This is a genomic window from Streptococcus oralis, assembly GCF_026782125.1.
Lineage (GTDB): Bacteria > Bacillota > Bacilli > Lactobacillales > Streptococcaceae > Streptococcus > Streptococcus oralis_CE.
This window is the reverse complement of record NZ_JAKUVY010000002.1, coordinates 77,388-100,624: the sequence shown is the minus strand read 5'-3', so window position 1 is coordinate 100,624 and position 23,237 is coordinate 77,388. Positions and strand designations below refer to the sequence as shown.

The 23,237-nt window shown below is 42.0% G+C and carries 23 protein-coding genes; all 23 read right to left on the bottom strand.

All coding sequences use genetic code 11. The annotated features are described in order from the left end of the window. The 23 genes from MK385_RS02020 to MK385_RS01910 all read right to left on the bottom strand — a co-directional run bounded on the left by MK385_RS02020 (nucleotide 1) and on the right by MK385_RS01910 (nucleotide 23,099). The gene (locus tag MK385_RS02020) at nucleotides 1–270 is read right to left on the bottom strand and encodes a DUF1294 domain-containing protein (RefSeq protein WP_268725154.1); all 270 of its coding nucleotides are present in this window, start codon (nucleotides 268–270) and stop codon (nucleotides 1–3) included. Further along, a complete protein-coding gene (gene leuB / locus MK385_RS02015) occupies nucleotides 267–1,304 on the bottom strand; it encodes a 3-isopropylmalate dehydrogenase (RefSeq protein WP_268725153.1) in 1,038 nt (345 codons plus the stop codon). The genes MK385_RS02020 and leuB overlap by 4 nt, the downstream gene beginning before the upstream one ends. An 11-nt stretch (nucleotides 1,305–1,315) precedes the next feature. Then, a complete protein-coding gene (locus tag MK385_RS02010) occupies nucleotides 1,316–2,878 on the bottom strand; it encodes a 2-isopropylmalate synthase (protein ID WP_268725152.1) in 1,563 nt (520 codons plus the stop codon). Nucleotides 2,879–3,192: 314 nt separating this feature from the next. Beyond that, nucleotides 3,193–3,849 carry an MmcQ/YjbR family DNA-binding protein gene (locus tag MK385_RS02005; RefSeq protein ID WP_268725151.1) on the bottom strand — a complete coding sequence of 219 codons (657 nt, stop codon included), beginning with the start codon at nucleotides 3,847–3,849 and terminating at the stop codon, nucleotides 3,193–3,195. Nucleotides 3,850–3,892: 43 nt separating this feature from the next. Then, nucleotides 3,893–4,525, bottom strand: coding sequence for a copper homeostasis protein CutC (locus MK385_RS02000; protein ID WP_268725150.1), 633 nt, complete (start codon nucleotides 4,523–4,525; stop codon nucleotides 3,893–3,895). 92 nt (nucleotides 4,526–4,617) lie between these two features. Then, a complete protein-coding gene (locus MK385_RS01995; RefSeq protein WP_268725149.1) occupies nucleotides 4,618–4,977 on the bottom strand; it encodes a YbaN family protein in 360 nt (119 codons plus the stop codon). A gap of 106 nt (nucleotides 4,978–5,083) precedes the next feature. Beyond that, nucleotides 5,084–7,171, bottom strand: coding sequence for a type I DNA topoisomerase (topA, locus tag MK385_RS01990; protein ID WP_268725148.1), 2,088 nt, complete (start codon nucleotides 7,169–7,171; stop codon nucleotides 5,084–5,086). Nucleotides 7,172–7,288: 117 nt separating this feature from the next. Beyond that, entirely contained in the window at nucleotides 7,289–8,137 is an 849-nt protein-coding gene (gene dprA / locus MK385_RS01985; RefSeq protein ID WP_061586937.1) for a DNA-processing protein DprA, read from the bottom strand. Nucleotides 8,138–8,217: 80 nt separating this feature from the next. Then, the gene (locus MK385_RS01980; protein WP_061586936.1) at nucleotides 8,218–8,841 is read right to left on the bottom strand and encodes a hypothetical protein; all 624 of its coding nucleotides are present in this window, start codon (nucleotides 8,839–8,841) and stop codon (nucleotides 8,218–8,220) included. A 141-nt stretch (nucleotides 8,842–8,982) separates the two neighbouring features. Continuing rightward, entirely contained in the window at nucleotides 8,983–10,806 is a 1,824-nt protein-coding gene (lepA, locus tag MK385_RS01975; protein ID WP_001047193.1) for a translation elongation factor 4, read from the bottom strand. A 78-nt stretch (nucleotides 10,807–10,884) separates the two neighbouring features. Continuing rightward, the gene (locus tag MK385_RS01970) at nucleotides 10,885–11,613 is read right to left on the bottom strand and encodes a metallophosphoesterase family protein (RefSeq protein ID WP_268725147.1); all 729 of its coding nucleotides are present in this window, start codon (nucleotides 11,611–11,613) and stop codon (nucleotides 10,885–10,887) included. Continuing rightward, the gene (gene recN / locus MK385_RS01965) at nucleotides 11,614–13,281 is read right to left on the bottom strand and encodes a DNA repair protein RecN (RefSeq protein WP_268725146.1); all 1,668 of its coding nucleotides are present in this window, start codon (nucleotides 13,279–13,281) and stop codon (nucleotides 11,614–11,616) included. It lies immediately after the preceding gene. 6 nt (nucleotides 13,282–13,287) lie between these two features. Then, nucleotides 13,288–13,719, bottom strand: a complete 432-nt coding sequence (locus MK385_RS01960; protein WP_001034390.1) for an arginine repressor — start codon at nucleotides 13,717–13,719, stop codon at nucleotides 13,288–13,290. Then, nucleotides 13,712–14,527, bottom strand: a complete 816-nt coding sequence (locus MK385_RS01955) for a TlyA family RNA methyltransferase (RefSeq protein ID WP_247924177.1) — start codon at nucleotides 14,525–14,527, stop codon at nucleotides 13,712–13,714. Before MK385_RS01955 ends, MK385_RS01960 begins: the two co-directional genes overlap by 8 nt. Further along, nucleotides 14,520–15,395, bottom strand: a complete 876-nt coding sequence (locus MK385_RS01950; protein WP_268725145.1) for a polyprenyl synthetase family protein — start codon at nucleotides 15,393–15,395, stop codon at nucleotides 14,520–14,522. The genes MK385_RS01955 and MK385_RS01950 overlap by 8 nt, the downstream gene beginning before the upstream one ends. Further along, a complete protein-coding gene (locus MK385_RS01945; RefSeq protein WP_000043226.1) occupies nucleotides 15,392–15,604 on the bottom strand; it encodes an exodeoxyribonuclease VII small subunit in 213 nt (70 codons plus the stop codon). Before MK385_RS01945 ends, MK385_RS01950 begins: the two co-directional genes overlap by 4 nt. Next, complete coding sequence (gene xseA / locus MK385_RS01940) at nucleotides 15,582–16,922, bottom strand: exodeoxyribonuclease VII large subunit (protein ID WP_268725144.1); 1,341 nt, start codon at nucleotides 16,920–16,922, stop codon at nucleotides 15,582–15,584. Before xseA ends, MK385_RS01945 begins: the two co-directional genes overlap by 23 nt. A 128-nt stretch (nucleotides 16,923–17,050) precedes the next feature. Then, the gene (udk, locus tag MK385_RS01935) at nucleotides 17,051–17,689 is read right to left on the bottom strand and encodes a uridine kinase (protein ID WP_084857591.1); all 639 of its coding nucleotides are present in this window, start codon (nucleotides 17,687–17,689) and stop codon (nucleotides 17,051–17,053) included. 112 nt (nucleotides 17,690–17,801) lie between these two features. Beyond that, on the bottom strand, nucleotides 17,802–18,680 hold the full coding sequence (gene truB / locus MK385_RS01930; protein ID WP_268725143.1) for a tRNA pseudouridine(55) synthase TruB: 879 nt from the start codon (nucleotides 18,678–18,680) through the stop codon (nucleotides 17,802–17,804). Between the two features lie 3 nt (nucleotides 18,681–18,683). After that, nucleotides 18,684–19,490, bottom strand: coding sequence for an alpha/beta fold hydrolase (locus MK385_RS01925; protein ID WP_268725142.1), 807 nt, complete (start codon nucleotides 19,488–19,490; stop codon nucleotides 18,684–18,686). An 11-nt stretch (nucleotides 19,491–19,501) separates the two neighbouring features. After that, nucleotides 19,502–20,776, bottom strand: a complete 1,275-nt coding sequence (locus MK385_RS01920; protein WP_268725141.1) for a DUF2130 domain-containing protein — start codon at nucleotides 20,774–20,776, stop codon at nucleotides 19,502–19,504. A gap of 94 nt (nucleotides 20,777–20,870) precedes the next feature. Next, nucleotides 20,871–22,151 carry an O-acetylhomoserine aminocarboxypropyltransferase/cysteine synthase family protein gene (locus tag MK385_RS01915; RefSeq protein WP_033585385.1) on the bottom strand — a complete coding sequence of 427 codons (1,281 nt, stop codon included), beginning with the start codon at nucleotides 22,149–22,151 and terminating at the stop codon, nucleotides 20,871–20,873. Between the two features lie 150 nt (nucleotides 22,152–22,301). Continuing rightward, nucleotides 22,302–23,099 carry a formate/nitrite transporter family protein gene (locus tag MK385_RS01910; RefSeq protein WP_000254787.1) on the bottom strand — a complete coding sequence of 266 codons (798 nt, stop codon included), beginning with the start codon at nucleotides 23,097–23,099 and terminating at the stop codon, nucleotides 22,302–22,304. Between the last annotated feature and the right edge of the window lie 138 nt (nucleotides 23,100–23,237).

Below are 23,237 nucleotides of genomic sequence, written 5' to 3'. Positions count from 1 at the left end.
TTACCTCCAAATAAAATATAAGGCTACTAGTGTGGTCACCATCCCGAGAAACCAAACTGTTTTGAAATACCATTTTCTAGTCTTGTGGTGAAATATGATTCCTGCCAACCAGGCACCAAAACCACCACAAGTAAAGGCTAAAATGAGTAAAATTTTCTCTGGGACGCGCCAAGCACCTCTTCTTGCCTTGGATTTGTCAATGCCATAAATCGAGAAAATCAGCAAATTCCAAATCAAGAGGGCAAGCGTGATTCCTTCATTTATCTTCATAATCTTTCAATGATGGCTTCTGTCATTTCCTTAGTAGAAGCCTGTCCTCCAATATCTCTTGTTAAAATGCCAGCCGCTAAACTAGCTTCAACAGCACGCTCGATACGCTCTGCATCCTCATAACGTCCAAAACTGTCTCTCAACATCATAGCAACTGACAAAATCATAGAGATAGGATTGGCAATTCCTTGACCTGCAATATCAGGTGCCGAACCGTGAATAGGCTCATAAAGACTTGGCCCTTTTTCAGAATGACTAGCAGATGGCATGACTCCAAGTGTGCCAGATAGAACGCTTGATTCATCTGAGAGAATATCTCCAAAAAGATTTTCTGTCACGATGACATCAAATTTAGCAGGATTGGTAATCATGAGCATGGCAGCTGAGTCCACCAACTGGTGTTCCAAGGTTACATCTGGGAAATCCTGTGCGACTTCCTCAGCCACTCTGCGCCAGAGTTTAGAGGTTGCCAGAACATTTTGTTTATCAATACTAGTAACGATTTTACTGCGATTGCTTGCAATTTCAAAGGCCTTACGAATAATCCGCTCTACTTCCTCATAGCTGTAGTCGTTGATATCACGCGCTTTGCGTTCTTCAAGGATATGATCCCCAAAGTAAATTCCACCTGTCAACTCACGCACCACGACAAAGTCTACACCAGCAATTCGTTCCGGTTTGAGAGGTGACAAATGCTTGAGACTGTCAAAGATTTTTACGGGGCGAATATTAGCATAGAGGTTGAGTTCCTTACGAAGAGCCAGCAAGCCTTGTTCAGGCCGAATCGCTGCGCCATCATACTGAGGACTACCGATAGCTGCTAGGAGAATAGCATCTGCTTCTCTACATGCCTTGAGGGTTTCATCAGGTAAGGGATGCCCCGTAGCATCAATACCTGCACCTCCAAAGGGGCGCCTGTCTATCACATAGTCAAAGCCAGTTTTTTCGGCTAGAGCTTCCAGAACCACTAAACCAGCTTCCATAATTTCTGGACCGATTCCATCTCCTGCTAGAGCTACTATTTTCTTTGTCATAGCCTTCTCCTTTACACACTAGGCATGTCTCGGTAGGAAACACTTTGCCCCATCTCACCAGCATTCTCTTTTTGAACAAAGGTATTGGCATTGATATAGGCAATAGCAGAAGCTTTCAACACATCGAAGTCAAGACCTGCTGCGTTAAAGATGGTTTCTGTATCTCTGTTTTCAACAGTGACCAAAACACGAGCCTGGGCATCGATTCCATCTGTCACCGCATCGATAGTATAGGACACCAAGCGAACAGATTGATTGAAGAACTTGTCAATAGCATTAAATATCGCTTCAACGGAACCTTGCCCTGTCGCATTAAATTCGACTTTTTCACCATCCATGTTGGCTAGGCTAACAAGCGCTTCAATGTCATTATCTGCATGGGTTTGAAGTTGTAAATCATCAAAGTGGAAGCCTTCTGGATTTTCAACCATGGTTCCAGCTACCAGAGCTCGAATATCTGCATCTGTGATTTCTTGTTTCTTATCCGCTAGTGCCTTGAACTTGGCGAAGAGTGGTTTGATATCCTCTTCTGTAAAGTCTAGAGCCAATTCTCTTAGTTTTTCAACAAAAGCATGGCGACCTGACAATTTTCCAAGCGGAAGGCTATTACTCTTAACACCGACCAATTCAGGTGTGATGATCTCATAAGTAAGAGGATTTTTAAGAACTCCATCTTGGTGAATACCAGACTCGTGAGAAAAGGCATTGCCACCAACGACAGCCTTGTTTTTAGGAACTGGAATACCAGAGAAGCGAGAAACCATTTCTGACGTATTCATTGTTTCATCCAAAACAATATCACTAGTTGCTTGGAAGAAATCCTCACGAATCTTCAAAGCAACAGCTACTTCTTCAAGAGCAACATTACCTGCGCGTTCACCGATACCATTAATAGTTCCCTGGACACGTCCAGCACCGTGTTTAATTGCTATCAAAGTATTTGCAGTTGCCATACCGAGATCATCGTGACAGTGAACACCAAAGACAACTTTATGATCTGATTTAATATTTTCAGTCAAGTGATCAAAGATACGTGCAAACTCTTCTGGAGTCGTAAAGCCAACTGTGTCAGGGATATTGATATAAGATGCACCTGCATCGACCGCTGTTTGAACAACTTGTAAGAGGAAATCCAACTCTGTTCTAGTCGCATCTTCAGGAGAGAATTCGACGATTTCAAACTTAGAACGTGCGTAAGAAACATGTTCCTTGATAGCTTCTAAAATCTCTTCCTTGCTCTTATTGAGCTTATACTTGCGGTGAATCGGACTAGTAGCGATAAAGACATGAATTTGTGGATACTTGGCATCCTTAAGAGCCTCATAACACGCATCAATATCAGATTTTACAGAACGAGCTAATCCTGTCACTGCTGTTTTTTTCATGGCTCTAGCAATTTCTTGAACGGCTATAAATGAATCTGGACTAGCAGCTGGAAAACCAGCTTCAATTACAGAAATTCCCCATTTCTCCAGCTGTCTTGCAATGGAAACTTTTTCCTTTATTGAGAAGTTAACACCAGGTGTTTGTTCCCCATCACGAAGGCTTGTATCAAAAAATTCAACTTTACGCATAAGATTTCCCCTTTTCCATATGTGGTTTTAAAAAAACATCTCGCTCAGAAGCCCAAGCGAGATGTTGATTTACTCCCGCTTGGTAAGCCAAACAGGACTAATGCTTTTGCACTAGCCCGAGTACCTCAACAACAAAGCAAATTGATTAAACTTAGCTGTTTTCATGTTTGACTTTCTCCTTCGTTTGATATCTTGTTTAGTATTTTAGCATAGCTAAAAACACTTGTCAAGAAAAAATCCATTATTTTCTGAAAATTTCTTCAGTAAAGAATATTTTGTTAATTGAAAGTATTTGAAAACTCAAGCGAATTTCCCTATTTTTTCACAGTCAAGTTCCAACTTTTTTCGATGAGTTCTACCACTTTTTCATCTTGCAAACTATCATCAAGGACCAGACTAAGCCAGTAGCGTTTGTTCATATGAAAGGCTGGATAAATACCTTTTTGTGAAAGTAAATCCGCTACTTGGTCGTGTTTGATGTTGACTGCTTCGACCAGCCCTTCTCTGCCCTTTTCCAGCTTATCCCATGGGATTCTCATCAAAACAGCATACCACTTTTGATTGTCTTCATGGCGCAATACAGCTGTATCAGGCGATTTTTCCCACAAATACTCCAATTGATTACCATACTTTTCCTGAACTTGAGCCATGATACGCTTAGTCTGAGGACAGATAAAATCCTGCACATCAAAGCAAGCCTTCCGAATCTGGTAAAGAATCTCCAAACAAGCCTCACGGACACTTCCGACAAAACTTCCCCGCATACTTTCCATGTGTACTTGAGGATAGAGGTCACCCGTTTCCTGATCAAAGACCTGAAAGCTCACATTATCAGGTGTGATAGAGACTGTCATGAAAAATTCACCCTGCAAAATCTGGCAACTATAGTTCCAGACCTCTCCATTTTCTACAAAACCATAGGCATGAGCTTTTTCTTTATTAAACTGATAGGATTTAAAAATTTCAAACATAAGTGAAAACTGCTACCAAAAGCTAGCAGTTCCTTTCTATTTTTTAAAAGACAACCTTGGTTCCATGCAATTGTGTCACACCCAGCTGGTCGATAAAGGTTTGACGGTTGTCCAAGTCAATTCCCCCACCTGGTAAGATTTCAATTTTACCAGCTGCATGTTCCAAAATTCTGTGATAGTGAGCAAAACGTTCTTCTAGCGAGTCCCCAGACACACCCGCTCGAGTTAAGATACGAGTGACACCAGCTTGGCTGAGCCAGTCAATGGCTTCCAACTGGTCTTCATCACTCAATTCATCAAAGGCCATGTGAAAGACAATTTCCATTCCTTTAGATGCGGCAATCAACTTCTCAAGATTAGCCTTATCCAACTTTTTATCAGCAGTTAAAGCCCCAAATACAACCCCTTGACTTCCAGCCTGAGCAGTCAAACGAATGTCTTCTAGCATGATCGTTATTTCAAGATCAGTATAGACAAAGTCGCCACCACGGGGACGAATCATGGTCATGATGGTGGTGTCGTAGTTAGTTGCCAGTTCAACCGCTACCTTGGTCACTCCATAGCTAGGTGTTGTTCCTCCCACTGCTAGATTGTCACAAAGTTCGATTCGACGAGCTCCAGCCTGCATCGCTTTTTCTAGCAAGGTCACATTTTCAGCACAAAATTCGTAAATCATTTGATTCTCCTTGATGTTTTCTTTAAATTTATTATATCATATTATTTTAAATATACTTTCATTTTTATCAAGGCAAATAACTACTATTTTAACTATTCTTTGTCAGGAATGACTTTAAAGAGATAGTAGGTGATAAAGATGGTTAGGGCTCCCAGACCAATTTTGACAGGTAAGAGAGGGGCAAAATAAATAGAGATCCCCATCAAGATATAGATAGATACGATGATTTTTTTCTTACGTTCACGCGCGATAGACTTGGTCTCGCGAAAGTCAGCTACATAAGTCTGATAGAGCTTGGTGTGATATAGCCAGTCTTCAAATTTCTTTGAGGATTTGGAAAAGCAAGCGATCGATAGCAAAAGGAAGGGCGTTGTTGGCAAGAGGGGCAAGACAACCCCAACAATAGCCAAGGCTAAAGAAATAAAACCAATACCAAGGTAAATAATACGCATGTCTTCTCCTAATTGAAATAATCTTCTACTAGTTTCCCACAAAGTGAGGAAATTTGTCAAGCATCAAGTAAAAAGAGCCTGAAATTTATTTTCAGGACTCTTCATTTTATTTAATTTTCTCTTCTTCGTAGTCGCCATTACTACACACAATCTGCTTGCCACCACCACGGACCTTTTTCTCCATAAGGAAGTGTCCGCATTTTGGACAGTCTCGGCCAATTGGTTTGTCCCAGGAAGTAAATTCACATTCTGGATAGCGATTGCAACCATAGAAGATACGATTTCGCTTGGTTTTGCGTTCGATGATTTGTCCTTGATGACAGCTTGGACACTCGACTCCAATCTCTTTGACAATTGCCTGAGTATGACGGCAGTCTGGGAAATTACTACAAGCATAGAATTTACCAAAACGACCGAGCTTAATCACCATTGGACTACCACAGACCTCACAGTCAAATCCAGCTGGCTCATCCTTGATCTGGATTTTTTCCATTTCCTCTTCAGCCTTGGATACTTCTTTGGAGAATGGTTTATAAAATTCATCAATAACACGTTGCCACTGCTCTTCTCCAACTTCAACATCATCCAGTTTTCCTTCCATTTCAGCTGTGAAGGTCACATTGACAATGTCTGGGAAGTATTCAACAATGAGTTTATTGACAATTTCTCCCAATTCTGTCGGTTCAAAACGTTTGGCTGCCAGACGAACGTAGTATCGTTTTTGGATGGTTTCAATGGTCGGAGCGTAGGTTGACGGACGTCCAACCCCATTTTCTTCCAAGGTCTTGATAAGAGTCGCTTCCGAATAGCGAGCTGGTGGTTGGGTGAAATGTTGTTCTGGCTTGCTATTGACCTGCTTGACCACATCTCCTACTGCCATATCTGGCAACATTTTGTTCTTGTCAGAGTCATTGTAGATAGCAAGATACCCATCAAACTTAACTTGGCTTCCATTCGCTGCAAACTGAACCCCATTTTGAGAAAGCTTAACAGCCATGGTATCAAAGATAGCTCCCGTCATCTGGCTAGCCACAAAACGGTTCCAGATAAGGGTATAAAGTTTGAGCTGGTCTTTGTCCAAGTACTTAGCGATGCTTTCTGGTGTGTTAAAGACGCTAGATGGACGAATGGCTTCGTGGGCATCTTGAGCACCTGAGGCATTCTTGACCTTGCTACCATGCTTGGAATACTTGCTACCAAAACGGTCGTTAATGTAGCTTGCCGCTTCATTCTGAGCCACAGGACTGATACGAGTCGAGTCTGTACGCATATAGGTAATCAAACCTTGCACACCTGATCCGATATTGATCCCTTCATAGAGCTGTTGAGCCACCATCATGGTCTTTCGAGTACGGAAATTAATTTTGTTAGCCGCATCCATTTGCATGGTTGAAGTCGTATAAGGTAGGGGCGCATTGCGTTTGCGTTCTTTCTTATCTACCTGGTCAACTGTGAAGTCTTTGCTAGTCAAATGGGACAAGACTTCTTTAACTTCTTCGTTGGTGGTCAATTTCATCTTTTTGCCATTCATACCATAGAAAGAAGCCTGAAATTGCTTGGTTCCCTTCTTAAAAACACCATCAATTGTCCAGTATTCTTCCGGTTGGAAGGCATTGATTTCATTTTCACGGTCAATGATGAGCTTAAGGGCAACAGACTGCACGCGTCCTGCTGATAAGCCCTTCTTGACCTTTTTCCACAAAATAGGCGAAATCGAATACCCTACCAAGCGGTCTAAGACTCGACGAGCCTGTTGGGCGTCGACCAAGTCCATGTCAATCTTGCGAGGTTCTTTAAAGGCATTTTTTACTGCGTCTTTGGTAATTTCATTAAAGACTACACGGTTGGCATCATTCTCGTCCAAGTTGAGAATGTGAGCCAAATGCCAGGAAATAGCTTCTCCTTCACGGTCCGGGTCACTCGCCAGAAAGACTTTATTGGCCTTTTTGGCTTCTTTTTTCAAGTCATTGATGAGAGGGCCTTTGCCTCGGATATTGATATACTGCGGTTCATAGTTATTTTCAATGTCGACTGACATACTGGATTTTTTCAAATCACGGATATGCCCGACACTGGCTAAAACCTTGTAATTTCTGCCTAGATATTTCTCAATCGTTTTCGCTTTAGCAGGCGACTCTACGATGACTAGATTTTTCTTAACTGTTGATTTTTTCTTCTTTGTTGCCGTAGCCACACTATCACACCTTTTCAAAGTAATAAACTTTATAAAGTGTAAACCATTTTTCTATAGCTGTCAAGACCTAAGTCCTATATATAGAAGAAAAGTTTATCTGAATGAACAAATTTCTTCTTAAAATTCAAACTCAGCCAACACATCTTGACCACTGCTAATCAGCTTTGCTCCCTCTTGAATCAGGTGGTGACAACCATCTGAATGGCCATCTAAAATGTTTCCTGGAATGGCAAAGACATCACGTCCTTCCTCCATAGCTCGCTCACAGGTAATGAGACTCCCTGAACGCATCCTTGCCTCTGCTACAATAACTCCTCGACATAGTCCTGCTATGATTCGATTACGAGCTGGAAAGTGAAATTTCAAGGGTTCTTCACCTGGTCCGTATTCGCTAAGTACCAAATGGTGATTGCCAATGTGTTCCTGCAAACGTTTATTGGCTCGGGGATAAAAAACATCCAATCCTGTTCCAATGACGGCAATCGTTCTTCCTCCATTCTGGAGTGCAGCCATATGGGCAGCCGTATCAATCCCTTTGGCTAAACCACTGACCACGATTAATTCGTTTTCCAAACCTTGAATGACTTTCTGAACCGACTTTGCTCCCTGACTAGAACATGAACGACTCCCTACAACAGCAACCTTTGGAAATTTCAACAGGTCTAGATTTCCTTTATAAAACAAGAGCGCTGGAGCATCATAAATCTCACTCAGATCCCAAGGATAACAGTCATCAAGAATCGAGAAGGATGGAAATTTCTGAAACTCCTTCTCCAACTGTGCATCATCTATCTGGAAATAGCGTTCCATAAAGACAGCAGGATTACGACAACCTGAAATTTCTGCAATATCACCTAGCAAGAGCTCCTGATCTACAGTCTCGTCGTACTCAAGAACAGTTAAAATTTGTTGATTGGTCAGCCCAGCTTTTCTCAATTTGTAAATCTCATAGTTTGTGATCTTCATATACAACTCCATTTCTTTTTCTACTCATCTATCTATTCGTAAAAAAAATAAAAAGAAGACCAAGGATCTTCTTTTTTCATTTATTCAGATTTAGTAGTTGACCAGCTACTTTCAACCATCGGTAAGATTGTTTTTAAAGTTTCCCCATCCCCTTCAAGTGAAACATAGCGGATTTTACCATCATTTGATCGGAAAACCCAGGTAACGAGGTATTTCCCTGACTTAGCAATTGCATTGACAACATAGGCTTCATAACCTCCAATGGTCGATTTGGAGCCCCAAACCTTACTGAAATCAGAGCTTTGTTCTTTGGAAGTTAAAATACTAGATGAGACAGTCACAACATCCAGTTTAGCATACTCTTCTTCGCTGATATTAAACTGCTCAGCCTTAAAGGTATTCAGCGTAACAATGTTGATATCTGTTCCATCACTATACTGTATATCATTTCCACCTTCTACTTCATGGAATTGAACCCATGATTTGGGTACCTTGACAAAACCATATTCATTCGAACCGATGATTTGCGTCTCTTCCTTTTTCGCTTCAGAAACAGCAGAACTAGAACTACTTGTTTCCTGACTGCTAGAAGAACTAACAACTGCAGTCGAACTTTCTTCGGTTGCTGTTTGCGAATTATTGGAGCATGAAGCTAGAAAAACACTAGCAGTAACTACAGTACCTAAAATTAATAATTTTTTCATCCTACCACCTTTCCATCTGCATTATAAGAAAAATAAGGACTTCTGTCAAATTCTAACCTAATCTATTCTGTTAGCTTCCGATTTTATCACTCTCATTTAAAGCAAAAACTCTTGAAAAATCTTCAAGAGTTTTTTTTATTTCTATTCTTCATCCATGCTTAAGACGCTAAGGAAGGCTTCTTGTGGGACTTCTACTGATCCGATAGCTTTCATCCGTTTCTTACCAGCTTTTTGTTTTTCAAGGAGTTTGCGTTTACGAGAAACGTCACCACCGTAACACTTGGCAAGTACGTTCTTACGAAGGGCCTTGATATCAGTACGAGCCACAATTTTGTGCCCAATAGCTGCTTGAATCGGCACCTCAAATTGTTGACGAGGGATGATTTTCTTGAGCTTATCCACGATGAGTTTCCCACGTTCGTAGGCAAAATCCTTGTGAACGATAAAGCTGAGGGCGTCCACCTTGTCTCCATTGAGAAGGATATCCATTTTGACCAGCTTAGATGGGCGGTACTCTGACAATTCGTAGTCAAAGCTTGCATAACCACGCGTCGAAGATTTGAGCTTATCAAAGAAGTCAAAGACAATTTCAGCAAGTGGTATTTGATAGATAACATTGACACGATTATCATCAATATAGTCCATGGTCACAAAGTCCCCACGTTTGCGTTGAGCTAATTCCATAACTGCCCCAACAAACTCCTGTGGTACCATGATTTGCGCCTTAACATACGGCTCTTCAATAGTCGCAATCTTGGTTGGGTCTGGGAATTCAGACGGGTTAGACACATCCATAGATTCACCGTCAGTTTGGTTAACTTTATAGATAACAGACGGTGCTGTCATGATGAGATCAATGTTGAACTCGCGCTCTAAACGCTCTTGAATAACATCCATATGGAGAAGCCCAAGGAATCCACAACGGAAACCAAATCCCAGCGCCTGCGATGTTTCTGGTTCAAACTGCAAGCTAGCATCATTCAGTTGCAATTTTTCAAGGGCTTCACGAAGGTCATTGTATTTATTTGACTCAATTGGGTAAAGTCCTGCAAAGACCATAGGATTCATCTGCTTATAGCCATCCAATGGTTCTGCGGCAGGATTGCTTGCTAGGGTCACTGTATCTCCGACACGCGTATCTTGAACTGTCTTGATAGAAGCCGCAATATAACCAACGTCACCAGTCGCAAGAAAATCACGACCAACTGCTTTCGGCGTGAAAATACCAACTTCCGTCACATCAAAGGTCTTACCATTGCTCATGAGCTGAATCTTATCACCAGGTTTGACTACTCCGTCCATGACACGCACTTGAAGGATAACCCCACGATAAGCATCGTAGACAGAGTCGAAAATCAAGGCCTTGAGTGGCGCCGCCACATCACCAGTTGGAGCTGGCACTTTTTCCACGATCTGCTCAAGAATTTCTTCAATACCAATACCAGCTTTGGCTGAAGCTAAGACTGCTTCGCTGGCATCCAGTCCGATGACATCCTCAATCTCCGTACGCACGCGCTCTGGATCAGCTGCTGGAAGGTCAATCTTGTTAATGACTGGCAGAATTTCCAAATCATTGTCCAAGGCTAGATAAACGTTAGCAAGTGTTTGAGCTTCAATCCCTTGAGCCGCATCAACCACCAAAATCGCCCCTTCACAGGCTGCTAGCGAACGCGACACTTCATAGGTAAAGTCCACGTGTCCTGGCGTGTCAATTAAGTGGAAAATATAGGTTTCTCCATCTTTTGCAGTATAATTCAGCTCGATAGCATTGAGTTTAATGGTAATCCCACGTTCACGCTCAAGGTCCATACTATCCAGAAGCTGGGCTTGCATTTCACGACTAGAAACGGTCTCCGTCTTTTCCAAAATGCGGTCTGCTAGGGTTGATTTCCCGTGGTCAATATGGGCGATAATAGAGAAGTTTCGAATCTTCTCCTGTCGTTTCTTCAATTCTTCTAAGTTCATGATGCTCTTCCTTTCAGGGTATCTATTAATTATAAATTGTTTTTAACATTTTGACAAGACCATACCCTGCTAGGAGTACTAATCTTCGGCAATAAAGCCATCATTTTCGATAAAGTGGTGTTCGGTCATTCCTTGGTCTGTAAAGATGATTCCATGAAGGACACCACCATAGACAGCTCCTCCATCCATACCAATCTTGCCATCCTCTGTTATCCAAAGCTCAGCTGTACCTCGGTCTTGCTTGAGCAAACCATAAACTGGTGTATGCCCAAAGACAATGGTTTTTCCAGTATGATTTTCAGCTTCGTGGAATGGTTTTCTGAGCCAGACTTTCTTGTAATCCGTTGTTTCATGCCAATCATCCAAGGTCAAGTCAATACCCGCATGAACAAAGATATACTTGTCTGTCTCTACTACAAATGGCATTTGACGAATAAATTCGACCAAGTCTGCTGCTTCTGTCGCAACCCGTTTGGCATCTTCTACGCCATCAACTGGTGCATCCAAGGGACGACCTAGGATTGAGTTAATGGTTGTATCACCACCATTGCGACGATAATGGTCATAGCTTTCTTCTGGGTCATCAAACCAAGTCAAAAACATATACTCGTGGTTTCCTGATAGACAGATAGCTCCATGATTGTCGACCAAGTCTTTTACCATTTCTAGAACTCGGCGACTGTCTTCACCTCGGTCAATCAAATCCCCTAGAAAGAGCAACTGAGTTTGACCATCCCAGGTTTTGAGCAGTTCTTCTAGCATACCTGCCTTTCCGTGAACATCTCCAATTACATAATAGTCTGTCATTTATTTCTCCCTCGTTTGCAATAATTCTCTGGCTTGGGTAAGGGCCGCCTCTGTTACATTGTCCCCAGCCAACATTTTGGCTACTTCCTCTACTCGCTCTTCTAAAGTCAAGAGACGAACCGTCGACACCGTTGAGTGCTCATCGCTAATCTTCTCAATAAAGAATTGAAAATCCGCGATGGCAATTACTTGTGGTAGGTGAGAAATAGCAAGAACCTGACCATGCTGACCAATCTTATGAATCTTCTGAGCGATGGCTTGGGCCACACGACCTGAAACTCCCGTATCCACCTCATCAAAGACAATACTGGTCTTGCCTTCCTTACGAGAAAAGGCTGACTTGATAGCTAGCATGAGACGGGATAATTCCCCACCGGACGCAACTTTGACCAAAGGCTTAAAGTCCTCACCAGGGTTGGTGGAAATGTAAAATTCGACTGTTTCATTTCCTTCACGGCTGAACTTACTCTTACTAAAGCGAACCTGAAATTGAGCCTTCTCCATATAGAGGTCTTGCAATTCTTGCTTAATCTCAGCTTCTAGCTGCTGGGCCAAATCATGGCGAGCAGATGCAAGCTGACCTGCCAAATCAACAAGAGTGACTTCCAATTTCTTGAGCTCTGCTTCCATGTCTTCAGAAGAAAGATTATTTCCAGTCAAGAGATTGTACTCTTCCGTAATCTTGGCAAAATAAAGCAAAACGTCGTCCACAGTTCCACCATACTTGCGGGTAATAGTATTCAGAAGGTCTAAGCGATTTTCAACCTGCATGAGACGATTGCCATCAAAATCCAAGTCCTCAATAATATCTTCCAAACGCTTTGTAATATCTTCTAAAACATAGTAGGTCTCAGACAGAGAACTTGAAATTTCACGGTATTCAGGGTCGTATTCTTCAACACTTTCCATGTCATTCATGGCTGAACGGACATTAGCAAGACTGGAGAATTCCTCATTGTCCAGCATACTGTAGGCATTGGTTAGCGTATCCGCAATATTTTTATGATTGAGGAGTTTATCTCGTTCTTGGTTGAGAGCTAAGTCTTCACCAGCCTGTAAGTTCGCTGCCTCAATCTCTGCCATTTGAAATTCCAACATCTCAATACGAGCCTTATGTTCCTGCTGGTTTTTCTTGACTTCCAAAACCTGCTTGCGCATTTTGCGATAGGCATCAAAGCTCGTCTGATAGGTCTCCTTCAAGTCCAAGAAAGCAGCATCACCAAACTCATCCAACATCTGGATGTGCAGTTGAGGACGCATTAACTCCTCTTGGTCATGCTGACCATGGATATCCACAAGGTGTTGCCCAATGGCACGCAAGACAGAAAGATTGACCATCTGACCATTCACGCGACTAACACTACGACCATTTTGCAAAATTTCCCGGCGGATGATAATCTCATCACCCAATTCTAAACCTTGCTCTTCAAAAAGTTCCTGTAAAAGGCGACTATTTTCAACCGAAAAAAGCCCCTCAATCTCTGCCTTTGGCGCACCATGACGAATAACGTCTGTCGTTGCACGAGCCCCCAACATGAGATTCATAGCGTCGATAATGATAGACTTTCCAGCACCCGTTTCCCCGGTTAAAACAGTCATACCCTTTTCAAAATTGAGCGAAATCGCCTCAATAATGGCAAAGTTTTTTATCGAAATTTCAAGTAACATACTGACCTACCATTTTTTGACTTGTTCAACAATTTCCTCAGCTGCCTCTGCTGTTCTAGCTACAATTAAGATAGAATCATCATCAGCTAGACAGCTAAAAATCTGTTCAGAAAATGCTTCAACCAACTGACTCTTCACAAAAATAGTATTTCCAGGAATGACAGCAAGGTTAATCATATTTCCCATTAACTCAGAACTCACAATATTGTCCTCAGCCAATTGCAAACTCTTGACGATTGATTTTGGCAACTCATAGATATAGGTGTTGTTCTTCAAAGGAATTTTAACAATCCCAAGCTCCTTGATGTCCCTTGAGACAGTGGCTTGAGTAGCAGAAATACCTGCTTCCTTCAAATGCTCAACAATTTCTTCCTGAGTCCCGATTTGATAATCCGTAACAAATCTTCTAATTTTTTCAAGTCTCTCTTTTTTATTCATCTTTAAATTCTCTATGTGCTCTCTCTACAACTTTTTCTATTTCAGGGGCAACTTGGTTACTTGCTCCCTCTTCCTTTTTCAAATATACCAGAAATTCGATGTTTCCATGTCCACCTTGGATTGGTGAATAGTCTAATCCAAGCACTGAAAAACCTTGTTCAACTGCCATAGCAGTGACAGATTCAAGGACAGTTTGATGAACCTTAGCATCTCGAATGATTCCATTTTTCCCAATCTGCTCACGACCTGCTTCAAACTGAGGCTTAACCAGAGCCACCACCTGACCTTGATCAGCCAAGACACGATGCAAGGCTGGTAAGATTAGATTTAGGGAAATGAAACTCACATCAATACTGGCAAAGCTTGGTTCCTGCTCAAAATCAGTCTTTTCAGCATAACGAAAATTAAACTGCTCCATGCTGACAACCCGTGGATCTTGACGCAATTTCCAAGCCAACTGATTGGTACCAACATCAACTGCAAAGACTAACTCAGCACCATTTTGCAACATGACATCAGTAAATCCTCCAGTGGAAGCCCCAATATCAATCGTGGTTGCGCCATCCACTGATAAATCAAAGACCTGCAAGGCCTTCTCTAGTTTTAGACCACCTCGACTGACATACTTGAGTTTTTCACCCTTGAGTTTTAGCTCAGTGTCATCTGGGATTTTCTCTCCTGGTTTGTCAAAGCGTTCTCCATTAAGGACTGCTACGACTAATCCAGCCATGACACCGCGCTTGGCCTGTTCTCGCGTTTCAAACAAGCCCTGTTTATAAGCTAGTACATCCACTCTTTCCTTAGCCATTGATTCTCAAACTTTCTACCACTTTCACAATCGGCGCTGTTTCAAAGCTGACTTGCTGGGCAATTTCTTCTAACTTGGCATTAGCTTGATCCAAGGTTTGGTTACAAAAGGCAATGGCCTCTTCCAAGCCCAACAATGCTGGATAGGTCGACTTTTCTGCCTGCAAATCCTTTTGTGGTGTCTTGCCGATTTCCTCAAAACTAGCTGTCACATCCAGTACATCATCTCGAACTTGAAAAGCAAGTCCAATCAATTCACCAACAGTTTCCAATTTTGCTTGGATTTCTGGTGCTAATTCCGCAATAATAGCAGCCGCTTGGAAGGGATAAGATAGCAATTTTCCAGTTTTATTGGCATGAATGGTCTGGAGCTCTTCCAAAGACAAGTGCTGGTGTTCGCCTTCCATATCTAAAACCTGCCCTGCAACCATTCCCAGACTTCCTGAAGCAAGGGATAGGTTGGCAATCAAGTCCACCTTGATCTGACTTGGCAAATCAGCCTGCGCTATTAAGGCATAGGGATCTAGGAACAAAGCATCTCCTGCCAATATTGCCATCGCTTCGCCAAATTTCTTATGATTAGTTAAACGTCCCCGACGGTAATCATCGTCATCCATGGCAGGAAGGTCATCGTGAATCAAGCTCCCTGTATGAATCATTTCCAAGGCCGCAGCCACCTGCGCATGAGCTGGTCTAATAGCAACACGCAAGGCTTCCAGAACCTCTAACAAGAGAAAAGGACGAATACGCTTGCCACCAGCATGAATGGAATAGAGAACGGACTCTCGTAGACTAGAAGCAAACTGCTGATCTCCATAAAAATCTTCCAAAGCCGACTCAACAAGAGCTAATTTTTCTTGCTTCTTCATTCAAAATCACTTTCTGTTCCGTCTTCTTGCATGACCTTGACCAAGGTCTTTTCAGCCTTGTCCAGCGTCGCTTGGAGCTCTTTTGACAAGACCATTCCCTTTTGAAAGGCCGCAATCGCATCTTCCAAAGCAATTTCACCATTTTCCAAACTTTGGACAATGGTCTCTAGTTCTGCTAGATTTTCCTCAAATTTCTTTTGTTTTGACATCTTTAACCTCTAATTCTACTTGACCATCTCGCATCAAAAGCGTCACTTGGTCTTTTTTATTCAACATCTCAACAGAATCGACTACTGACTCTTCTTTTTTGACAATAGCATAACCACGCGCCACGATTCGACTGGTATCCAACATCAGCAGAGCTTCTGAAAGTCGCTTCACTTCAGCAACTTTAGCATCATAAACAAGAGCCATTTGGCTACGTAAGAGCTTATCCAACTGACCAAGCCGGTCTTGATAGCGTTGGATTTTGGTAATAGGTGATAGTTGGACCAATTGATGCGTCCTTGCTTGGACTAGCTGTTTGTTATCAGAAATCCGTGTTCGCAAACTTTGTTTTAAGCGCAGTTGTAGTTGATCTAACCGTTGCAAATATCCATCGTACAAGCGCTCTGGCTGTCTAAAGATGACTGACTGACTGCATTTTTTCAGAGCTTCTTGTTTCTTAGATAGGACATTCTGAACTGCTGTTGCCATCCGTTTTTCTTGATTTTGCAAATGCGTCAATAGATCCAACTTGGTCACAGGCGTTGCCAGTTCAGCAGCAGCTGTTGGCGTCGCAGCCCGTCTATCTGCCACAAAATCCGCCAAGGTCACATCCGTCTCATGACCAACACTAGAGATGATGGGTAAACGGGATTCAAAAATAGCCCGTACCACGATCTCTTCGTTAAAAGCCCAGAGATCCTCGATGGAACCCCCACCACGACCAATGATGAGAACATCTAGGTCCTCACGTTGATTGGCACGCGCAATATTTCGAGCAATTTCCTCCGCTGCTCCATCACCTTGTACCTTGGTCGGATAGAGAAGGATATCAACACCTGGGAATCGCCTGCTGACGGTCGTGATAATATCTCGAATAACGGCTCCACTGCGACTGGTTACTACACCAATTCGCTTAGAAAACTGGGGAAGAGGTTGCTTGAAACGTTCTTGAAACAGGCCTTCTTCTGTCAATTTTTTCTTGAGTTGTTCAAACTGAATCGCGAGCGCCCCAACCCCATCAGGCTCAGCCTTTTCAATGATGATAGAGTAGCTCCCACTGGGTTCATAAACCTGCACACGCCCAATCACATTGATTTTCATTCCCTCTTCCAAGTCGAAACCTAATTTTTGATAAATCCCAGACCAGATGGTCGCTTGAATGACTGCACGATCATCTTTTAAGGAGAAATATTGGTGAGTAGGTCGTTTACGAAAGTTGGAAACTTGACCAGTTAAATAGACCCGTTCCAAGTAAGGGTCTTTATCGAATTTCATTTTCAGATACTTGGTCAAAGTTGTTACCGATAAATACTTTTCCATCTCCACCTACTATTCATTTTCTTGCTTTTCCATGGGTATTATTATACCAAAAACATGCTTAAAAATCACCTTTTTCCTACTGAAACTAAAGGAAAAATAGAAAAAGGAGGCATGACCTCCTCATCTGATTATTTGCTGTTTCGCGCTTCTTCCAAAATCTTTGCAATCTTAGTGGTCAAAAGGTCGATAGCAACGGTATTGCTGACTCCCTCAGGAATGACGATATCGGCATAACGCTTTGTCGGCTCAATGAACTGGTGGTACATAGGTTTGACCACACCCAAGTACTGGTCAATAACGCTATCTAAACTACGGCCACGCTCTTCCATATCACGCTTGATACGACGAATAATACGCACATCATCATCTGTATCCACAAAAATCTTGATATCCATCAAATCGCGCAGGCGCTTGTCCTCCAAGACCAGAATCCCCTCAACGATAAAGACATCCTGAGGCTCCTGACGATAGGTCTTTCTACTCCGCGTATGCTCTGTATAGTCATAAGTTGGAATGTCCACCGGACGTCCTGCCAACAATTCTTTAATCTGCTCGATCATCAAATCTGTATCAAAGGCAAAAGGATGGTCATAATTAGTTTTGACACGCTCTTCAAAGGTCAAGTGAGACTGATCCTTGTAGTAAGAATCATGCTCAATCATGGAAATTTTTTCATCAGGAAAATGAGATAAAATGGCTCTTGAAACACTGGTTTTACCACCACCAGAACCACCTGTCACTCCGATAATGATTGGTCTATTTTGCATGCTATCCTCCGTTTTTTTATCCGTCGTCTATTCTATCATATTTTTTTCAAAATTTATAGTCTGATTTGGATAGTCTAGGGGGAAACGATTCCATCCCCACACTCTAGTTAAACTAGCTAAAAACCTTCCTTGGCTTGTAGAGATTGCCCCTTTTTTCTAGAATGGCTAGCAATGTATCTCCTTCAAAGGCAGCCAATTCTTTGTCCGTTTGGTCTAGCTCGATAAAACGACCAAAGCGCACTTCTGTAGCTTCTTCTGGAGTTAGGAAAACTTTGACAAGATCTCCTGTACCAATCTCAAGAGGATGGAGAAAGTCCAGCTGACCAGCCTCCACTTTTGCAGCAATTTCATTCAAAGTCAAGGCATCTTCTAACTGTAAACCTGCAGCACTGGTCCGTGTCAAATGGGACATATGGGCCGCGTAACCAAGCTTCTCTCCCAAGTCAACTGACAAGGTACGGATATAAGTTCCTTTACTGCATTTTACACGAAAAGTAAATCGTGCTAGATGACCCTCATAAGAAATCGGACTTGTTCGTTCAAATTGATAAATGGTCACCTGACGTTCTGGACGCTCCACTTCCTGACCTGCACGCGCATACTCATAGAGCTTGCGACCATTGACCTTGACAGCCGAGTACATAGGTGGAATCTGAGTAATAGGCCCAGTCAGACTCGCAATCGCTTCATCGACAGTGGTTTCATCCAAGGGCGACAAAACAGGTGTCTCTGCGACCACTTCTCCACTGGCATCCTCAGTCGTCGTTGAATAACCAAGAGTGATCTCCCCCTCATAGACCTTACCCTCGTCCTGCATAAATTCGACCATGCGGGTCGCCTTGCCCACCGCAATGGGCAAAACACCCACCACATCCGGGTCCAAGGTTCCACCATGACCAATCTTCTTGGTTCCCAAAATCTTACGCAGTTTAAAAACCGCATCATGCGAAGTCATCCCCGCTTCTTTTTTTAAGTTGATAATACCGTTCATTCATTAACTTTCTAAAAATACTAAAACTCTCTTTTGGAAATCCTTATTCTGCTCATAAAGTGCATGGCCGCACTCTGGCAAAATAGTGAGCTGGCTATCTTTGATATGCTGATGCAATTCAAGTGAAGCTTCTACTCCTAGAACATCATCCTTTTCTGCTCCAATGATTAGCGTAGAACAGTTTATTTTTTCCAAAATGGTTAGGCTATCGTGTTTCAAACAAGATACAGCCTGAATAGCAATGCGTTGTTTATCTTTAATACGGCCAAAAATTCCCATTATTCGATAAAGGTATTTGAATTTTCCGAAGGATTTAGTTGTGTAAGAGTGACTAGCAATATCAACCATCAGTTCTTTATAAGTCCCTATTTGACTCAGGCTCAGCCAGCGTCTAATCCGCTCCCCACCAAGCTCACTTAGTTTTGCAGTAGTAACAGCCAAAATCAAACTTTCAACCTTTTCTGGAAAATCTACAGCTACCCATTGAGCAATCATACCACCTTGGGAAATCCCCATGACGACAGAACTTTTTAAATTCAATACATCCATAGCTTCCGCTACATCAGCAGCCATATTTCGTGTTGTATAATTTTCTGGCAACTTATTGATGCGACTAAAAACATAAACTTTATAAACCTTGGCAAATTCTCGGTAAGTTAAAGCTAGCATTTGAGCCATGCCCTTAACTGTCTGTAATCCATCCCCCAACCCTGGTATGATAACGAGAGACTTCTTTCCTTTACCAAAGGTCACATAATCCATGTTTTTTTGATCTAGTTGAAGGACCTTATTTTTCGAAGAGTAAAACATTATTTTCTTCCTCACTCCCCCTTCAGTGCTTCAAACTTTGCTTTCATTGTTGGATTTTTTCGGGTCAATTTTTTAACTGAAACATCTTCCAATTTGTTATTGGCGAGGCGGAGTTGGTTTTCGGATGTGGTCAAGAACTTCTTGATCTCTTCCATGCGTTTGATGGCCTTGTCAATTTCATCGATAGCTTTACCAAAGTTAGTCGAAGCAGAGTTGTAGTTTTTGGCAAAAGCCACTTTGAAGGCATCCAAGTCTTCTTCAAAATGCGTAATATCGATATTCTGCTCCCGAACCAAGACCAACTCTTGCTTGTATTTGAGAGAATTAAGAGCCGCATTTCGCAAGAGACCAATCAACTGGATAAAGAACTGAGGACGAACCACATACATCTTTTCATACTCGTGGCTAACGTCCACAATCCCTGTGTTAAAGTAGTCGTTATCTGATTCTAACATAGTCACCAAAACGGCATACTCACAGTTCTTCTCCCGACGGTCCTTGTCCAATTCCTTGTAAAAATCCGCATTCTTATGCTTCTTCTCTGTTCCGTCCGCTTCATTTTTCATCTCAAACATGATGGAAATGAACTCTAGACCATTTTCATCAAAATCACGGAAGATAAAGTCTCCCTTAGATCCACGCGCAGAGACCTTGTTATCCTTCTCAAAGTAGGCATTTGGAAAGGCAAAACTACGAACCTTGTTAAACTCACTCTCTGCATACTGTTCCAGGCTTTCACCGATAGCTTTTGTGGATTGTTGAGCTTTAAAATTCTTGTAAAACTCGACCTGTTCACTGGCTGCCTTGAGCTGAGCTTCGTAATTTTGCTTAACAGAAGCCAAAGATAACTCATTTTCCTTTTCTTGCAATAGGAGCTGATTTTTGACCTGATCACGCTCTCTTTCTAAATCAGAGAGAGTCTTTTGGAGTTGGTTTTCATGCTCTAAACGCAAGGTAGCCAATTGTGTTTCCAAGGCCTGCACTTCCTTGTCCTTTGCTAATAAGGCCTCATGGCTTGTCTGTTCAACTTCTTTCTTAGCCAATTCTTTCTCTGTATCAAAGTTTTGGATTTGACTCTGCAATTGCGCAATTTCTTGGTCTTTTTGAGCCAGTTTAGACTGTTGTTCATTCATGGCCTTTTGCTCAGCCAAGGCCAGCTCCTGCTTCATGCGATCGTGCAATTCCTTATCAAACTCAACCGTTCTCACTTGGGATAAAAGTTCGGCATACTGACTTTCATTTACTGTAAAGACTTCCCCACAGTTGGGACATTTGATTTCGTTCATAACTTTCCTCTTTCTAGACTTCTGTAACCATTATATCATGCCTGAGGGAAAATCAAAAACAGTGAGTCGAAACCCACTGTTTATATCTGTTACTTTAAATTTTTTCCAAGGCCAAACGCAAATCTTCAATCAAATCCTCTACATTTTCAAGACCAATAGACAAGCGGATTTGGTTTGGTGTAACACCTGCTGCTTCTAGGTCTTTTTCTGACAACTGACCGTGAGTGGTTGTCGCAGGATGGACAACAAGCGATTTGGCATCTGCTACGTTTGCAAGGTCAGAGAAGATTTCCAGATTATCAATCACCTTGCGGGCTTCTGCCTCTCCACCTTTGACATGGAAGGTAAAGATTGAACCAACACCTTTTGGCAAATATTTCTCAGCCAAGGCATGGTAAGGACTGTCCGCTAGTTTTGGATAATTTACCTTCTCTACCTTAGGATGATTTACAAGGAAATCAACAATTTTCTCTGCATTTTGCACGTGACGTTCAACACGAAGAGAGAGAGTTTCAAGCCCTTGGAGCAAGAGAAAGGCATTAAATGGTGACAAGGCAGCACCTGTATCACGGAGCAATTGAACACGAACAGCGATAATAAAGGCTGCTGCACCCACATCACGAGTATAGCTCAAGTTGTGGTAACTTGGGTCTTCCTCAACAAATTGAGGGAATTTCCCTGAAGCTGCCCAGTCAAAACGACCGCTATCGACAATCACTCCTCCAATAGTCGTACCATGCCCACCGATAAACTTAGTTGCTGAGTGAATGGAAATATCTACACCGTGAGAGAAGACGTTAATCAAATATGGTGTGGCAAAAGTATTGTCCGAAACGAGAGGAATCTGGTGTTTATGCGCAATCTCAGCCAATTTTTCCAAGTCAGGAATGTTAATCAAGGGATTCCCCAAGGTTTCAATCAAGACAAGCTTTGTATTGTCATTGATAGCTGCTTCCACTTCTTCCAAATTATCCACATCGACAAAGGTAGTTGTGATTCCATAACGAGGAAGGGTTTCCTTCAAGAGATTGAAGGTCCCACCGTAAATAGTTGACGCAGCCACCACATGGTCACCTGCGTGAGCAAGCGCCAAAATAGTGTAGGTTACAGCAGCCATACCTGATGCTGTCGCTAGCGCTCCAACACCACCTTCAAGAGCAGCAATTCTTTCCTCAAAGGCTGCTGTTGTAGGGTTTGTGATACGAGTATAAATGTTCCCTGGTTTTCTCAAGGCAAACAAATCGGCACCTTCTTGCGTGTCATCAAAAACGAAGGATGTTGTTTGATAAATCGGTACTGCACGAGACTTAGTTGCTGGATCAACTACTTGCCCAGCATGTAATTGTAGGGTTTCAAATTTAAAATCACGAGTCATATGACGACCTCCAAATAGCTTCATTAGGGATATTGTATCATCTTGTGCTAGTCTTTTCCAATACCGTTTTTCTATATTTTGATATAAGGAACAACTATGACTAGTCTTACACATCAAACAAAAAAGCACGATTCACTCGTGCTCATTTCTTTAATCGACATAAGTATCTTCGTTTTTGTTGAGGAAGGCGTATGGTAAGCCCATCAAGAGACCCCCACCGATAAAGTTTCCGACAAAGGTTACACCCCAGTGACGAAGAATATTAGGTATGTCAAAATTAGCAATTGAATCAGCTGCAACACTAAACTTGACAATCGCAAAAGAAGCAAAGTTCGCAGCAATGTGTTCGTTTGTTAAGAATACAAACATGTAAATCGCTGACAAAACAAGCCAAAGTTTAGCCCCACCGTCTTTCACCAAAACAAATGAAAGAATAGCAATGTTTACAAAGATATTGGCTAAAATACCTTCAAGCAAGACTAGCTCATTGGAACGGCCTAACTTCATCTCTACAACTCCTGAAATGAAGCTATCATGTGTTAGATTTGCATAGGCTGCTGAGTGGGCAAAGCCCCAACCTGCTATCAAAGCTCCGATAAGGTTGAACAAGGTACAGTAAAGTAAAATCTCAGCTGTTTTTCTCCATGAAATTTTTTTCAAGAAACTACCTGCTGTCAAAAACATCATATTTGAAGTTACCAACTCGGCATTCAAGAAAACAATGTAGGCCAATCCCCAAGCAAAAACGAATGGGAAAAGGAAGCGACCACTACCTGGAGCGATCTTATTAATCAAGTCAGCCCCAACCGCACCTGCAGCCGTACTAAATGTTAAAAAGGCACCTGCAAACATGGAACGAATCGCATACTTAAACTTACTTTGGCTATAAAGACTTTCTTTCTTCTTGCAAGCAAATTCAATCTTTGAAATAAATTCTGAAGAGACCATAAAAAACTCCTAAACTTTTATTTGTGATAATTATAACATAATTCTTGTTTTCTAGAAAGCGTTTTCTGTAAAATTCTAAAATATTTATCTTAAAAATCTTTATCCTAAGCATTCCTGTCCTTTTTCATAAGAACTATT

What these genes read in the sequence shown, in the direction of transcription:
- MK385_RS02020 (WP_268725154.1), bottom strand. Translation starts at nt 270, where the DNA reads ATGAAGATAAATGAAGGAATCACGCTTGCCCTCTTGATTTGGAATTTG.
- leuB (WP_268725153.1), bottom strand. Translation starts at nt 1,304, where the DNA reads ATGACAAAGAAAATAGTAGCTCTAGCAGGAGATGGAATCGGTCCAGAA.
- MK385_RS02010 (WP_268725152.1), bottom strand. Translation starts at nt 2,878, where the DNA reads ATGCGTAAAGTTGAATTTTTTGATACAAGCCTTCGTGATGGGGAACAA.
- MK385_RS02005 (WP_268725151.1), bottom strand. Translation starts at nt 3,849, where the DNA reads ATGTTTGAAATTTTTAAATCCTATCAGTTTAATAAAGAAAAAGCTCAT.
- MK385_RS02000 (WP_268725150.1), bottom strand. Translation starts at nt 4,525, where the DNA reads ATGATTTACGAATTTTGTGCTGAAAATGTGACCTTGCTAGAAAAAGCG.
- MK385_RS01995 (WP_268725149.1), bottom strand. Translation starts at nt 4,977, where the DNA reads ATGCGTATTATTTACCTTGGTATTGGTTTTATTTCTTTAGCCTTGGCT.
- dprA (WP_061586937.1), bottom strand. Translation starts at nt 8,137, where the DNA reads ATGAAGATCACAAACTATGAGATTTACAAATTGAGAAAAGCTGGGCTG.
- MK385_RS01980 (WP_061586936.1), bottom strand. Translation starts at nt 8,841, where the DNA reads ATGAAAAAATTATTAATTTTAGGTACTGTAGTTACTGCTAGTGTTTTT.
- lepA (WP_001047193.1), bottom strand. Translation starts at nt 10,806, where the DNA reads ATGAACTTAGAAGAATTGAAGAAACGACAGGAGAAGATTCGAAACTTC.
- MK385_RS01970 (WP_268725147.1), bottom strand. Translation starts at nt 11,613, where the DNA reads ATGACAGACTATTATGTAATTGGAGATGTTCACGGAAAGGCAGGTATG.
- recN (WP_268725146.1), bottom strand. Translation starts at nt 13,281, where the DNA reads ATGTTACTTGAAATTTCGATAAAAAACTTTGCCATTATTGAGGCGATT.
- MK385_RS01960 (WP_001034390.1), bottom strand. Translation starts at nt 13,719, where the DNA reads ATGAATAAAAAAGAGAGACTTGAAAAAATTAGAAGATTTGTTACGGAT.
- MK385_RS01955 (WP_247924177.1), bottom strand. Translation starts at nt 14,527, where the DNA reads ATGGCTAAGGAAAGAGTGGATGTACTAGCTTATAAACAGGGCTTGTTT.
- MK385_RS01950 (WP_268725145.1), bottom strand. Translation starts at nt 15,395, where the DNA reads ATGAAGAAGCAAGAAAAATTAGCTCTTGTTGAGTCGGCTTTGGAAGAT.
- MK385_RS01945 (WP_000043226.1), bottom strand. Translation starts at nt 15,604, where the DNA reads ATGTCAAAACAAAAGAAATTTGAGGAAAATCTAGCAGAACTAGAGACC.
- xseA (WP_268725144.1), bottom strand. Translation starts at nt 16,922, where the DNA reads ATGGAAAAGTATTTATCGGTAACAACTTTGACCAAGTATCTGAAAATG.
- udk (WP_084857591.1), bottom strand. Translation starts at nt 17,689, where the DNA reads ATGCAAAATAGACCAATCATTATCGGAGTGACAGGTGGTTCTGGTGGT.
- truB (WP_268725143.1), bottom strand. Translation starts at nt 18,680, where the DNA reads ATGAACGGTATTATCAACTTAAAAAAAGAAGCGGGGATGACTTCGCAT.
- MK385_RS01925 (WP_268725142.1), bottom strand. Translation starts at nt 19,490, where the DNA reads ATGTTTTACTCTTCGAAAAATAAGGTCCTTCAACTAGATCAAAAAAAC.
- MK385_RS01920 (WP_268725141.1), bottom strand. Translation starts at nt 20,776, where the DNA reads ATGAACGAAATCAAATGTCCCAACTGTGGGGAAGTCTTTACAGTAAAT.
- MK385_RS01915 (WP_033585385.1), bottom strand. Translation starts at nt 22,151, where the DNA reads ATGACTCGTGATTTTAAATTTGAAACCCTACAATTACATGCTGGGCAA.
- MK385_RS01910 (WP_000254787.1), bottom strand. Translation starts at nt 23,099, where the DNA reads ATGGTCTCTTCAGAATTTATTTCAAAGATTGAATTTGCTTGCAAGAAG.